A 13,070-nucleotide genomic window follows, 5' to 3' on the forward strand; every position below is an offset into this window, starting at 1 on the left:
GCGCGTGGCGGCCGAACCCCACCGCGACGAGGCTTTCACGTCGATCTGCACCGGGTGCGGACAGAACTCCGGGCAACCTGCTTGGCGCGCGAGCCCGACGAATCCCACCCTGTCGCAGCGAGGACCGAGAGGGAGTCCTGTGAAGTCGAGAACCCGAGTTTTCGCGCTCATCGCGTTCACCGCGTCCCTGGCCCTGGTCGGTACCGCGCCGGCGTCCGCCACCGCCGCCCGGACCGTGGAACTCGCCGCACCGGCCGGCAGCGGCCTCCCGCCCTACGTCGCCGTCATCAAGCCGGTCACCGCCAAGCGGCTCGCCTCCAGCTGGCGCGAGGGCTGCCCCGTCGGACCCGGTCAACTGCGGCTGGTCAGCCTGAACTTCGTGGGCTTCGACGGTGCGGTGCACCGCGGCGAGCTGGTGGTCAACGCCGCTCTCGCGGTCGAGGTCGCCCGCGTCTTCGCCGACCTGTACTTCGACCGGTTCCCCATCCAGCGGATGGAGACGATCGAGAAGTACGACTCCGACGACGACGCGTCGATGGCGGCCAACAACACCTCGGCGTTCAACTGCCGGCCGATCACCGGCGGCACCGCCTGGTCCAACCACTCCTACGGACGGGCCATCGACATCAACACCGTGCAGAACCCCTACATCTCCCGCAGCGGCGCGGTCTACCCGCCCAACGGCGCGCCCTACGTCGACCGCACCCAGGACCTGCCCGGCATGATCCACGCGGGCGACGCCACCGAACGGGCGTTCACCACCCGCGGCTGGACCTGGGGCGGCTCCTGGACCACGCCGATCGACTACCAGCACTTCGAAAAGCCCTGACACCGACCCGAGAAGTCCTCGACGCGCCGCACCGGGCAATACCGACAGCACCCGCGATCACCGCCGGAGCAGCGGCGCCGGTCCCGGGCGCCACGACGCCGTCCAGGACCGGCTCCCCGGGTGCGTCCGCACACCCGGGGGCTGCCCGCCGGCTCAGGTGTCGATGCCGAACACGGCCTTGCGCATGTTCGTCAGGGCGTCCTCCGCGTCGACGAGCGCGTGCAGGGTCAGCACGGTGCCCCGGTCGACGCCGAGCAGTTCCGCGGCGCGGTCGACCTTCGCGCGCTCGGCCTCCCCGTAGGCGCCGTCGGCGCGGCAGATCCGGATGGCGTGGTAGACGAGGTGCCGCTCGGCCTTCCAGGTGGGCACGTCGACGCGGATGTCGGCCAGCAGCCGGTCGATGTCGGCGGCGCGGTGGTCGAAGGAGGCGTAGTCGTCCAGGACGTGCTGGGGCGCCCCGAACTTGCGCTGGTGGTGGAGCAGCCAGTCCAGTTCGGCGTGCGACACCTCGCCGTCGGCGCCGGCGATCGCCAGCAGCACGTACCCGTAGTTGCGCATCGCCGTCTCGGTCACCGCGTTGATGCCGTAGTCGTCGCGGGCGAACTCGCTCGCCGGGACCATGGATTCGGTAGTCATGACTTCCCCTCTCGCGTCGGCGTCCAAGTTCTCACGGCCGGGGGGACCGGAGGGCGACGACGCGGCGGCCTGACACCCGTCCGGGCGACAACTTTCGGGCCGGGTCCTCCTGGTGGCGTAGGCGAGGGGTGAACACCGGGCCGGCCGTACCCGCGGGTGGGTCACCCGGCCGTCGGTGGTGAGGCCGACCTGGTGGAGGTCTCAGCCGGGCAGGTCCGCCAGCTTCCGCCGCACCCGGTCCGCCGCCTCGGCCAGGTTCTGCTCCCGGTACACCGCCAGCGCGCGGGACCAGGTGAGGTGCGCTTGCCCGTTGTCCCCCGAGGACACGTGGATACCGCCCAGGCGCTCCAGGGTGGTGGCCATCTCGAAGGCGTAGCCGTGGCGCTCGAACTCCTCGACGGCCTCCCGGTAGGCGGCCGCGGCGGCGGGGAGCTCGCCGGTCCGCTCGTGGATGTAGCCGATGCTGTCCAGGGTTTCCGCGCGGGTGGAGCTGGTGCCGTAGCCCCCGGTGTCCAGGGCGGCCCGGCAGTGGGCCAGCGCCTCGTCGTACTCGCCGCGCAGGGCGGTGATCCAGCCGAGCTGGTTGAGCGCCGACGCCTCGTACTGCGGGCACCGGGCCTCCCGGTAGTCGCGCAGGGCGGCGGCGGCTTCGCGCTGGGCCCGGCGCAGGTCGCCCTGCTGGCCGTGGGCGCGGGCCAGGCCCAGGCGGGCGTGGCCCCGGCTGGTCGGGTCGTCGTCGGTGAGCTCGACGCAGCGCCGGAAGCAGCGCACGGACTCGGCGTTCAGGCCGGCGCGGGTGCCGGCGTGGCCCAGGTTGCACAGCAGCCGCACCTGGACCGCCACCTCGCCGGCGGTCTCCGCCGAGGTCAGGCCGGCGCGTAGCACCGCGACGTGGTCGGCGCTGCGGCCCTGCTGCCAGTGGAAGGAGTCCAGCGCCAGCGCCAGCTCCCACACCTTGTCGTGCCACCCCCGGTCGGCGGCCGTCGCCTGCGCCGCCAGCAGGGCCTGGTGTTCGGCGGTCAGCCAGGCGATGGCGTGCGCGCGGTCGGCCAGGCGGGTGCGCACCACGCCCGGCGCGGGCGGGCCGGCGGTGAACGGCGGGCGCGCGGGGTCCAGCAGGCGGTCGGCCGCGAGCGCGGTGTGCAGGAAGCCGTCCACCAGCCGGCGCAGGGCGTCCTCGTCGGGCGGCGCCTGCTCGGCCGCGTAGAGCCGGACCAGGTCGTGCAGCCGGTAGCGGCCGGGGGCCGACCTGGTCACCAGGTGGGCCGCTTCGAGGACGTCCAGCAGGTCCCCGACGTCGCCGCCCGCCAGCGAGGCGATGGCCTCCGGGGCCAGGTCCAGCGCGGGCGCGTGCCCGAGCAGGGCGAACAGCCGCGCCGCCGCCGGCGGCAGCGCCTGGTGGGACCACGACAGCACGGCCCGCAGGCTCAGGTTCGCCTCGCCGGTGTCGAGGGCGTCCAGCCGCGTGGTCAGCAGCGCCAGTTCGGCGGCGATCGCGGCGAGGCCCAGGTCGGGGCGGGTGGCCGCGCGAGCCGCCACGATGCCCAGCGCCAGCGGCAGGCCCGCGCAGTGCCGGACGACCGCGTCGGCCGCGCGCCCGGTCCGCGCCGCGCCCAGCCGCCGGGTCAGCAGCGCGTGGGCCTCGTCGTCGGAGAGCACGTCCACCGGCACCGGCAGCGCCCCGTGCACGGCGACCAGCCCGGTCATCGGGTTGCGGCTGGTGATCACGGTCGTGCACGCCCGGCCGCCCGGCAGCAGCGGCTCCACCTGCGCGGTGCCCACCGCGTTGTCCAGCACCACCAGCACCCGCCGGTCCGCGATCGTGCTGCGGTACAGCGCCACCTGCTCGTCCGGGTCGTCGGGCACCGCGTCGGGCGCGACGCCCAGCGCCACCAGGAACCCGCGCAGCACGGTCGTCGGCGCCACCGGGGCGGCCGTCGGGTCGAACCCGCGCAGGTTGGCGTAGAGCTGCCCGTCCGGGTACCGGGCCGCGTGCCGGTGCGCCCAGTGCACGGCCAGCCAGGTCTTGCCGATGCCGCCCGCGCCGCGGATCGCCGAGATCACCACGGTCCGCTCACCACCCGCGAGGGCCGCGTCCAGCGCCGCCAGCTCCCGGGCGCGCCCCAGGAAGTGCCGGGGTGCGGGCGGGAGCTGGCGCGGCACCACGGGCGCGCCGCCGTCGTGGGCGGTGAGGACGCGCCGGAAGACCTCCTGCACCTCCGGCCCCGGGTCCACCCCGAGGTCGTCGGCCAGGTGGCGGCGCAGGGTGTCGTAGTGCGCGAGCGCCTCGGCCTGCCGGCCGCCGTCGGCCAGCGCGCGCAGCAGCAGGCACGCGACCCGCTCGTCCAGCGGCCGGGCCGCCGCCAGCGCCGTCAACGGCGCCACCGCCTCGGCGTGCCGGCCCAGGCGCACCCCGGCGGTGAAGCAGTCCAGGCTCGCCTCGACGTGCTCGGCCACCAGCGCCTCGCGCACCTCGGTCGCCCACGCCGAGTCCGCGCCGGTCAGCGGCTCGCCCGCCCACAGCGCGAGCGCGTCGCCCAGCAGGGCGGCCCTCCGCTCGTCGCCGGCGCCCGCGGCCGCCGCGGTCAACGCCCGGAACCGGTGCAGGTCCACGGTCACCGCGTCGGCTTCGAGGACGTAACCGCCTGCCCGCTTCACCAGGCGGGCCTCCGGCACCTCCGCCAGCGCCCCGCGCAGCCGGGACAGGTAGCTGTAGATCGCCTCGCGCGGCCGGCGCGGCAGCCGCTCACCCCACACGCGGTCGGCCAGCGCGTCCCCGGACACCACCTTGTTCACGTCCACCAGCAGCGCCGCCAACACGCACCGCACCCGCGCGTGCCTGATCACCACCGGCCGCCCGCCCACCGCGCCGACTTCGCCGAGCAGCCTGAACCTCAACTCCCCCATGCAGGCCAGTGAACACCACCACGTGCCAGGTCCGTGCAAGGTCGGGCCGGCAACCTCCCGGGAGGCAGAAGGTCGAACCTCGACAAGGGGGATCAATGAGGATCGGACGGGTCGCGGCACTGGTCGTCGCGATGGTGGCCGGGATGCTCGGTGTGGTGGCGCCGTCGGCGTCGGCGGCGACGGTCTGGACGTGGCAGAGCGGCTGGGACAGCGGCTGCCTGGACCACAACTCCACCGACGGCGTGCACACCCGCACGTGCAACGGCGGCGACTGGCAGAAGTGGGAGGTGACGTCGTACCCCGACGGCACGAAGCGGTTCATGAACGTCGCGACGAAGATGTGCCTGGACAACAGCGAGTACGGCGTGCGCGGCTGGGGCTGCAACGACGGCGCCTGGCAGCGCTGGCGCATGGGCAACTGGGGCGGCGGCAAGTACGAGCTGGTCAGCCAGTGGAACAACCTCTGCCTGGACAACAGCGTCTACGGCGTCCGGACGGTGGGCTGCAACGGGCTGAGCTACCAGATGTGGTCGTGAGGTGAGCGCGGGCACCCCCACGGGCGCAGGGGGTGCCCGCGCTGCCCGGCCGGGCCGTCACGAACGGGACCGGCACCGGGACCGTCCCGGTGGCCCGATGCGTTGGCGGGGCCGGGCCTGTACCGGGTGCGGGTGTGCGCGGGCTGCGCGGCGGTCGAGGCGGTGTGGCGGCTGTGCTTCCGGCCGGTGGCCGGGGTCGAGCGGTTCGGCGACGGCACGGGGCTGTGCCACCGGTAGGCTCTGCGACCCGACCCAGCAGGAGTTCAAGGAGCCTTGATGACGGACCTCGCGGCCTCGGTCGAATCGGTGGAGCAGCTCGCCCTGGTCTGGCGCGGCGCGGTCCTCGACCGGGACCCGGGTGCCGACGTGCGGGACCTGCCGGGCATCGCCGTCCGCTGGGCCGACTGCCGGTTCGCGTTCTGGAACTGCGTCACGCTGACCGAGGTCGGCATCGACGCGGACGTCCTCGACCAGCGCCTGGCCGAGGCGGCGGACGTGATGCGCTCGAAGCGGCACCCCGGTTTCCTGTGGCTGTTCGAAGACCTCCTGACCGACGGCGCCCGCACCGCCCTCGACGCGGCCGCCGACCGCGCGGGTCTCCGGCACGCCTTCCCCGGCACCGGCATGGCCGCCGAACCGCTGCCCGCCGCCGAACCGGCCCACCCCGACCTGACCTTCGAGCGCGTCACCACCGACGAGCAGTTGCGGGCCTACGCCGACCTCAACTCGCGCGCCTACGGCTTCCCCCTCGAAGACGGCCGCGACGGCCTCGTCCCCGGCTCCGCCCTGTGGAAGACCAGGGCGCACGCCTACCTCGGCCTGCGCGACGGCGTCCCCGTCACGTGCGCCGCGGCCGTCGAGGCGGACGGCCGCCTGTTCGTCGCCCTGGTCGCCACCGACCCGGACCACCAGCACCGCGGCTACGGCGAAGCGGTCACCCGCAAGGTGATCCACGAGGGTGCCCGGGCCACCGGGCTGGACCGCGCCACCCTGCACGCCACCCCGGCCGGGGCGCCGGTGTACGCGCGGATCGGCTTCGAGCCGAACTCGACGGTGCACTTCTACGGCCTCAAGGGCTGACCCCGTCCGGTCCGCCGACCGCGGCGGGACCGGGCGGGGTCGATCCCCGTCAGGAACAGCGGTACTGCACGGGACGGCCCCCGTCGCTCCCGACGAGCGTGCCCTCGTCGTCGCTGATCCACCGCAGCGTGAAGGTCCACGGCACCGCGGAGAGCTGGTCGACCACCACCCCGTCGCGCCACAGCACCGTCCGCTGCCCCGAGCTCACGGACGTCCGGCCGCCCACGGTGCCGTTGCCGCCGATCGCCGACGCCGAGGTGGCACCCGGGAAGACGCGCACCAGCCCGCCCCGCGCGTTCCACTCGGTGGCGACGTGGCCGCTGTCCGTGCCCTGCGACCCCACCACACGACCGCCGCGGATGGCACTGGGGTTGGCGTACCCGCCGGTGCCCTGCGCGACCGGCACGCGCCACTGCCCGTCGGTGTCCCGCACCAGGGCACCGCCCGACGCCGAGCCGGTCAGGGCGAGGATCCGGCCCTGCTCGTCGACGTCGATGGGCTGGATGAAGGACACGTCCGGCGAGGGCAGCTCGCGGTACGTGCCGGGCGCCGAGGCCGGCCACACCACCACGACGTCCCGGGAACCGGCGTCCGCGTACCCGATGACGTCGCCACCAGCGGTGATCAGCTCGGCCGAGTACGCCTCCCACGCGGAGTTGCCCGGCAGCACGGTGGTCCGGCCGTCACGGGCCACGGTGACGGCGACGCGCCTGCCGTTGACCACGTCGTAACCGACGATCAGCCCGGCGGCGCTGACGTCGAGGTAACGCGTCGTCGTGCCGGTGGCCCGCAGCGCCACCTTCCCGTTGTCCCACAGCGTTCCGCGCGGGTCGGTCATGCCGGTGAACGGCACGTACCTGCCGGTCGTGCCCACCGCGTACCGGCTGCCGCTGTAGCCCTCCAGGATGCCGCCGTTGGCCTCGGCCGGCAGGTCCCACGTGGTGCCCTGCCACGTGCAGGCCGCCGCCTGGGCGGTCGGCGACACCAGGCCCAGGCCCAGCGCCACCGCCGCGGCGAGCACGTGTTTGTTCCGTCGAATCGACATGCGAGGTCGTCCTTCCCCCAGGAATTCGGCAGCCGGATCCTGACAACCACCGGGGGACGGGGACAAGGAGCCGGGGCCGGCGACCGCGCGACGGGTGCGTGAACCCGTACCCGCGCCGTCAGGGCACCAGGCCGCGCCGCAGGCACACCAGGTCGGGGCGCTCGTCCCAGGACTCGGTGACGGTGAAACCGAGCCGCTCGTACAGGGCGATGGCCCCGGTGCGCCACTTCCACACCGACAGCCGCGCCTCGCGCACACCGGCACGGGCCAGGTGATCCAGCGCGGCGGTGACCAAAGCGGACGCCACACCGCGCCCCCGGTGCCCGGGGTCGGTCCACAACCGCTTCACCTCGGAGGCGCCGTCGACCGGGGCGGTGACGACCAGGCAGCCGATCGCGGTGCCGCCGTCGCGGGCCAGGAGCACGACGTCGTCGTCGAACGCGGCGGCCGGGTCCGCGATCTCGGCGCGGTAGCGCTCGGGCAGGGCGTGCGCACCGTCCACCGGCACGCCCTTCTCCGCCTCGGTCCGCAGGTGGTAGGCGGTCAGCAGCGCGGTCAGCCCGGGGTCCGGCCCACCCCGCCAGCGCACGACGTCGGTCACCGGCCCATGATCACACGACGGGCGCCGAACGCGGACGTGGTGCCCGCCACGGACCTCCGCGACGGGCACCGCGGTGCAGCCGGTCGAGGCCGCGCAGGGTGGCCGGGGGTGGCGGGCCGGCGCGCCGAGGACGGTGCGGGTGACCAGCAGGGCGAGGGGCGGGCCCGGGCATGCGTGGGGCCCGCGACCGAACCGGGGGTGCGGGTTGGGCCGGCGGTCGAGCCGCAGCGAGTCCGGCTCCTCGAAGACGCGCGTCCCGGTTGGTCGCCGCGATCAGGACGGTCACGACCTCACCGCGGCGGACCGGGTGCCCGTTGACCTCGGTGTCCTCGACGCACCCGCGTGCCTCGGCCCCGCGCACCGCACCAGCTCGGCCAGGGCGGCACGTCCCGGTTCGACGGTCTCCGGGCGCAGCGCGTAGTCCGTGGAGTCGACGATGTCCGCCGAGATCGCGGGGAACCGGTGGTCGTCGGGGGGAACCACGCCGAGGAAGTCGGTGGTGGTGTGCAGGGACCAGCAGCGCTCGGTAGCGCGAAGCCCTTGGTGGGAGCAGGTTTTCGACCGGGTCGCGCACCGGTGAGCCGATCACGGGAACCTCCGGCTCCCGATCGGGAACACCGGTCAACACCGCACGACCCGGACAACCCCGAGCGCACCGCTTTCACCCGTCTGCGACCTCGACCGCCCACCTGCGGGTGTCCCGCACCACCGAATCCGCCACGGTCCGCGTCGCCGCGTCCCCCGACCTTCGCAAGACCGAAGTCGGGGGCGGTGACGGCGGGCCGGGCGCCGCGGCGGTGGGACCCACCGCGGCCCGCGGCCCGACCCCGACCCGCGGGCGACCTACAGCGGCCCGTAGAGCCAGTTGCCGTCGGCGTCGGGGTCCTCGCTGGTGAAGTACTCGACGGCGGCCGCGCGGATCTCCTCGACCCGCAGCCGGCCGTCCTGGTCGTGGTCGAGGCGCTGGAACGCCATCGCCATCTCTTGCGGGGGGATGCCGCCGATGGCCTGCCCCACCTGGATGTACTCGTCCACGCCGAGCAGGCCGTCCCCGTCGGTGTCGAACAGGGCGAACCAGGCGACGACGGTGTCGTTCAGCGCGTCGACGAGGCCGGCGGAGTCCTCGGCGATCGCCGTCCGGACGCCGCGCTCGTACTCGGCGGGCTCCAGGCGACCGTCGCCGTCCGCGTCCATCCGGCACAGGTGGGCGTCCCAGATGTGGCGCAGCGCCCCGCGCAGCACCTCGACCTTCGCCGGCTGCGCGGAGAACGGCACGGCCAGGGCGTCGGCGAGGGCGGTCATGTCCTCGGCGGTGAGGTGGCCGTCGTGGTCGGCGTCGAGCATGTCGAACATGTGCCGCAGCTTGCGGGTCAGGATGGTGGCGATGTCGGTGGTCACAGCGGTTTCTCCTTGTCGGTCGGGCGGAACGGCCGGCGCGGCGCGGCGGTCGCGGTCTTGAGGGGTCGGGGGCGCGTGCCCCAGGCGGTCACCATGGCCACGGCGGTGGCCGTGAAGCCGGGGGTGCGGTGCAGGGCGCGCACGGCCTCGACGTCCTCGGCCCGGAGGGAGCCGGTGGCGAGGTGGGCGGGCACGGCCTGCTCGAAGGTCGCCGTCCAGAAGGCGTCCGCGGGGCTGCCGTCGCCGACGGTGCCCGGCGTGCTCAGGGACCGGACGTCGTGGAGACCGGCGTCGCGCAACCGCTCCGGCAGGGCCCGCGCCCAGCGCAGGTCGGTGCCGACAGTGGCGCGGAGCAGTTCCTCGCCCGCCCGGGTGACCTGGCGGAGCAGCGGGTGGGCGGAGTCGTCGACCGGCTCCACGGTGAGGTCTTCGACGACGAGCCGGCCGCCGGGGCGCACCCAGCGCGCGGCCCGCCGCAGCACCCGGTCGCGGTCGGGCAGGTGGCTCAGCAGGGCGCGGGCGTGCACGAGGTCGAACGAGGCGGGCGGGAAGTCCTCGGTGACGACGTCGTGCCGCAGCACCCGCACCGGCGCGGTGGGCGCGAAGCGGAGGAAGCGGGTGTCGGTGTCGGTGGCGACGACGCGCCCGTGGGGGCGGTGGGCGGCCAGCCAGGCGGCGACGGAACCGGCGCCCGCGCCGAGTTCGAGGCAGACCGCCGTTTCCGGCAGGTCCAGGCCGTCGAGGACCCGGGTGGTGACGGGGTCGAAAGCGGCTTCGAGGGTGCCCAGGCGCGACCGCTCGCCCGGGACGTGGTGGGCCACGCAACTGGTGCCGTACGCGGGCGGGGTGCTCACAGGGCCACCTCCAGGCGCGGCGGGCAGCGCTTGACGAAGCCGACCGGCGCGGGGGAGAACCCGGGTGCCCAGCGCAGGTCGGGGAAGGCGTCGAGCAGCACGCGCAGGCCCGTGGTCAGCTCGGCGCGGGCCAGGTGGGAGCCGAGGCAGAAGTGGCGGCCCGCGCCGAACGCCAGGTGGGTGGACGCGGCGCCGTACTCGCGGTCGAGCCCGTCGGTGCGGTGCAGGTCGAACTCGTCCGGGCGGGAGAACCGGTCCGGGTCGCGGTTGGCCGACCCGATCAGGCAGGCGACCGTCGCCCCGGCCGGCACGGTCCCCGAGGGCAGCTCCACCGCCTCGGAGGTCTGGCGCAGCACCAGCTGCATGGGCGCGTCGCGGCGCAGGGTCTCGGCGACGGCGCGGTCGAGCAGGTCGGGGTCCCGGCGGACGGCGTCGCGGACCCCGGGCTCGTCGAGGGCGTTGACGATGAGGTTGGCCAGCCCCGCGGTGCTGGTCTCGCTGCCGGCGGTGAGCAGGATGGCGCAGCAGCCGCGGACGTACTCCTCCGACAGCGGCCGCCCGTCCACGGTCGAGTCGAGCATCGCCGAGATGAGGTCGTCGCCCCGCCGTTCGCGGCGGGCGTCCAGGTGGGGTTGGAGGTAGGCGTAGAAGTCGTCGCGGTTGGCCGGGCCGCGGGTGAGCACGCCCGGGTCCTGGCGGTAGTTGCTGAGGTAGGCGAAACCGACGCGGGTCCAGCCGTGCAGGCGGGCGACCTGCTCGGGGGTGTCGGCGGGCAGGCCGAGCGCGCGGGCGATCACGCGGACGGGCAGCGGGGTGCCGAACTCCGCGACCAGGTCGGCCCGGCGCCGGCCGCGCAGCCTCTCGACCAGCGAGGTCGCCACCTCGGTGATGGAGTCGCGCAGGACGGCCAGGGCGCGGCTGCGGAACTCCGGCGTGAGCAGGGCCCGGTGCGCGGTGTGCTCGCCGCCGTCCATGGACACGATGCTGTGGCCCAGCAGCGGCGCGATCTGCCACCTGTAGTTGGCGTTGGTGAACCGGGGGTCGGTCAGGGCGGTGCGGACGTCGGCGTAGCGGCTCAGCAGCCACGTGTCGGTCGGCTCGTCGTAGGCGACGGGGAAGGTGGTGCGCAGCTCCGCGTACAGCGGGTGGGGATCGACCTCGAACCGGCGGGACTTCAACGTCGGCGGCGCCCCACCCACGCGCACCGGTCCGTCGTTGCCCGGTCCGTCGTTGCCCGGCCCGTCGTTGTCCGGTCCGTCGTCGCGCGGTCCGTCGTCACCTGGCCTGCTGTTGCCCGGCCTGCCGTCGCCCGGCCGCTCATCACCGCGCCCGTTGTCACCCGGCCGGTCGTCACCGCGCCCGTTGTCGCCCGGCCCGTTGTCGCCCTGTCCCGGGACCGCGGCCCGGAGGTGGTAGCGGGAGGTGGTGCGGTGCCAGTCCGCGCAGGCGCCCATCACCTGCTCCAGCCGACGCACCGCCCGGACGTCGACCCCGTGGCCGCGGTGTTCCCGCTCGACCGCGACGAACTCCCGCGCCGCCGCCATGAGCATCGCGTGCGCGGAGCCCACCGCCGACCGCGCGGTCAGCCCCCGCTCCCGCGCCAGCACCGTCACGAGGTTGAACCGCTCACCCAGCACCACGTCCTTGGCCACGGAGTGCAGGTCGTTGGTCCACGACACGACGTCGGCCGCCCGCTCGCGCAGCACCGCCCAGCACCCCCGCCCGCACGGGTCGGCCGGCGGCACCGCACCGTCGACCGCTTCGACCAGGTCGAAGAACAGCGGGGCGCCGAACGCGTCCCGGCGGGTGCGCACGTAGTCGTCGACCCCGAGGTCGCCCGCACCCACCAGGGCGCGCTGGGCGTCGAGGTGGCGCAGCAGGTTCCCGCGCAACCGCTCCGGCCACCCCCCGTCGGCCAGGGCGACCGTGCGCGGCCACAGGTCGTCGGCCAGCGCCGTCAGCATCGGATCGCGGACACCGACCCGGTCCCCACCGGTGATCGCGCCCACCTCGGCCGCGAACCGGTCCAGCACACCGCCCTCGGCCCACGGCCCGTCGTCCACCCGGTCGTCCAGGACGACCGCCCAGAGGAACCAGTCCACCAGCACGGCCGCCCGCTCCGGCGGCGCCGCCCCCGTCAGCGCGATCCCCAGGCCCAGCAGCGAACTACCGGCCAACCGCGTCCCGCCCCGGGGCCCGATCAGCCCGTGCTCCTCACCCCACCGGATGGCGTGCGCCCGCAACCGCTCGGCGTCGGGCCGCGCGGTGGGCGCGTCGAACGGCAGGCGCACCAGGGGGATCGTGAACGGCTCGGATCCGATGAGGACTGGTGATGCCACAGAACCGCACGCTACCGCCGGTACACCCGCATTCGGAGAACCGGAAAGGGTGAAGCCCCGCGACACAAGGGTGAATCCGGACCGTCAGGTCCGGGGGAGCGGGGTGGTAGCGGGCCCACACGGCGCCGCCGTGGGGGTGTTGACCACGGCCTGCCCCCGGGCTTGGGCTGACCGCCTGTCACCCGGACAGGTGGTCGAGGAAACGCCGCAGCGCCGAGGAGAATCGATCAAGTTGTCCTTTGTGGACAAAACGTGACCCATCCCACAGACGGCTTTGCTTGGCAAGGCCCCCGAACTGTGACGGTGGACGCGCCCGGACGGCGGTAGGTCGACCCCTGCGCGCTCGACAGACTGAAGAGGTCCAGACCAATCGTGAAGTGGAGGACCTGTGCGGAGTTCCGCCAGTCACAAGCTCACCACCCGGACCCTCGCCGCCGTTGCCGCGGCCGTCGGCGCGCTCACCCTCACGGCGGGCCCGGCCCTCGCCGCCCCGACCGGCGCCACCGCGGCTTCCGGCTGCACCACCACCGACATCCACCTCGACCCGGCCGCCAGGGAGGTCGGCTGGACGGTCGAGTGCACCGACCGCCGGTACGTGTTCGTCGACATCACGATCTTCGCCGGCGGGGTGGCGCACAGCAACCCGACCGAGGCGCGGTGGGTCGACGCGGGGGGCACCTGGCAGGACCTCAACGTCTACCCGCAGACCAGCCCGGCCATCGACCACTTCTGCGCCCACCTGGTCAGCTACGTGGACCCGACCAACCCGCTGGAGCAGCCGCAGGTCATCGGCCACTCCTGCATCTGACGGGCGCGACCCGCTGACAGGTGCGCCCCGCCGGCAG

13 protein-coding genes are annotated in these 13,070 nt (G+C 74.6%); 5 read left to right on the forward strand and 8 right to left on the reverse strand.

What is annotated here, in order from left to right:
* Positions 1–139 precede the first annotated feature (139 nt).
* Positions 140–829, forward strand: coding sequence for a M15 family metallopeptidase (locus EKG83_RS21355; protein WP_033429666.1), 690 nt, complete (start codon positions 140–142; stop codon positions 827–829).
* 153 nt (positions 830–982) lie between these two features.
* On the opposite strand, the gene EKG83_RS21360 is transcribed toward EKG83_RS21355, so the two are convergent.
* On the reverse strand, positions 983–1,465 hold the full coding sequence (locus EKG83_RS21360) for a TerB family tellurite resistance protein (protein ID WP_033429665.1): 483 nt from the start codon (positions 1,463–1,465) through the stop codon (positions 983–985).
* Between the two features lie 201 nt (positions 1,466–1,666).
* Positions 1,667–4,372 (reverse strand): AfsR/SARP family transcriptional regulator, encoded by a 2,706-nt coding sequence (locus tag EKG83_RS21365; protein WP_033429664.1) that lies wholly within the window; start codon positions 4,370–4,372, stop codon positions 1,667–1,669.
* Between the two features lie 95 nt (positions 4,373–4,467).
* Here EKG83_RS21365 and EKG83_RS21370 point away from each other — a divergent pair, with 95 nt between their 5' ends.
* The 3 genes from EKG83_RS21370 (at position 4,468) to EKG83_RS21375 (ending at position 5,988) form a co-directional block, all read left to right on the forward strand.
* Positions 4,468–4,908 (forward strand): RICIN domain-containing protein, encoded by a 441-nt coding sequence (locus tag EKG83_RS21370; protein WP_033429663.1) that lies wholly within the window; start codon positions 4,468–4,470, stop codon positions 4,906–4,908.
* A gap of 102 nt (positions 4,909–5,010) precedes the next feature.
* A complete protein-coding gene (locus tag EKG83_RS49065) occupies positions 5,011–5,145 on the forward strand; it encodes a hypothetical protein (protein ID WP_265590342.1) in 135 nt (44 codons plus the stop codon).
* Between the two features lie 39 nt (positions 5,146–5,184).
* Positions 5,185–5,988 (forward strand): GNAT family N-acetyltransferase, encoded by an 804-nt coding sequence (locus tag EKG83_RS21375; protein WP_033429662.1) that lies wholly within the window; start codon positions 5,185–5,187, stop codon positions 5,986–5,988.
* 49 nt (positions 5,989–6,037) lie between these two features.
* On the opposite strand, the gene EKG83_RS21380 is transcribed toward EKG83_RS21375, so the two are convergent.
* The 6 genes from EKG83_RS21380 to EKG83_RS48005 form a co-directional block, all read right to left on the reverse strand.
* Positions 6,038–7,033 carry a hypothetical protein gene (locus EKG83_RS21380; RefSeq protein ID WP_153278267.1) on the reverse strand — a complete coding sequence of 332 codons (996 nt, stop codon included), beginning with the start codon at positions 7,031–7,033 and terminating at the stop codon, positions 6,038–6,040.
* A 118-nt stretch (positions 7,034–7,151) separates the two neighbouring features.
* Complete coding sequence (locus tag EKG83_RS21385; protein WP_033429660.1) at positions 7,152–7,634, reverse strand: GNAT family N-acetyltransferase; 483 nt, start codon at positions 7,632–7,634, stop codon at positions 7,152–7,154.
* A 282-nt stretch (positions 7,635–7,916) separates the two neighbouring features.
* The gene (locus tag EKG83_RS21390) at positions 7,917–8,117 is read right to left on the reverse strand and encodes a hypothetical protein (protein ID WP_033429659.1); all 201 of its coding nucleotides are present in this window, start codon (positions 8,115–8,117) and stop codon (positions 7,917–7,919) included.
* Positions 8,118–8,477: 360 nt separating this feature from the next.
* Positions 8,478–9,032, reverse strand: coding sequence for an EF-hand domain-containing protein (locus tag EKG83_RS21395; protein WP_033429658.1), 555 nt, complete (start codon positions 9,030–9,032; stop codon positions 8,478–8,480).
* The gene (locus EKG83_RS21400) at positions 9,029–9,886 is read right to left on the reverse strand and encodes a class I SAM-dependent methyltransferase (RefSeq protein WP_051765211.1); all 858 of its coding nucleotides are present in this window, start codon (positions 9,884–9,886) and stop codon (positions 9,029–9,031) included. Before EKG83_RS21400 ends, EKG83_RS21395 begins: the two co-directional genes overlap by 4 nt.
* Positions 9,883–12,225 (reverse strand): cytochrome P450, encoded by a 2,343-nt coding sequence (locus tag EKG83_RS48005; RefSeq protein ID WP_228122739.1) that lies wholly within the window; start codon positions 12,223–12,225, stop codon positions 9,883–9,885. Before EKG83_RS48005 ends, EKG83_RS21400 begins: the two co-directional genes overlap by 4 nt.
* A 388-nt stretch (positions 12,226–12,613) precedes the next feature.
* On the opposite strand from EKG83_RS48005, the gene EKG83_RS21410 reads away from it, so the two are divergent.
* A complete protein-coding gene (locus tag EKG83_RS21410) occupies positions 12,614–13,033 on the forward strand; it encodes a hypothetical protein (RefSeq protein ID WP_033429657.1) in 420 nt (139 codons plus the stop codon).
* Positions 13,034–13,070: the final 37 nt, after the last annotated feature.

Source organism: Saccharothrix syringae, from assembly GCF_009498035.1.
Classification (GTDB): Bacteria; Actinomycetota; Actinomycetes; order Mycobacteriales; family Pseudonocardiaceae; genus Actinosynnema; species Actinosynnema syringae.

What these genes read in the sequence shown, in the direction of transcription:
- EKG83_RS21360 (WP_033429665.1), bottom strand. Translation starts at nt 1,465, where the DNA reads ATGACTACCGAATCCATGGTCCCGGCGAGCGAGTTCGCCCGCGACGAC.
- EKG83_RS21365 (WP_033429664.1), bottom strand. Translation starts at nt 4,372, where the DNA reads ATGGGGGAGTTGAGGTTCAGGCTGCTCGGCGAAGTCGGCGCGGTGGGC.
- EKG83_RS21370 (WP_033429663.1), top strand. Translation starts at nt 4,468, where the DNA reads ATGAGGATCGGACGGGTCGCGGCACTGGTCGTCGCGATGGTGGCCGGG.
- EKG83_RS21375 (WP_033429662.1), top strand. Translation starts at nt 5,185, where the DNA reads ATGACGGACCTCGCGGCCTCGGTCGAATCGGTGGAGCAGCTCGCCCTG.
- EKG83_RS21380 (WP_153278267.1), bottom strand. Translation starts at nt 7,033, where the DNA reads ATGTCGATTCGACGGAACAAACACGTGCTCGCCGCGGCGGTGGCGCTG.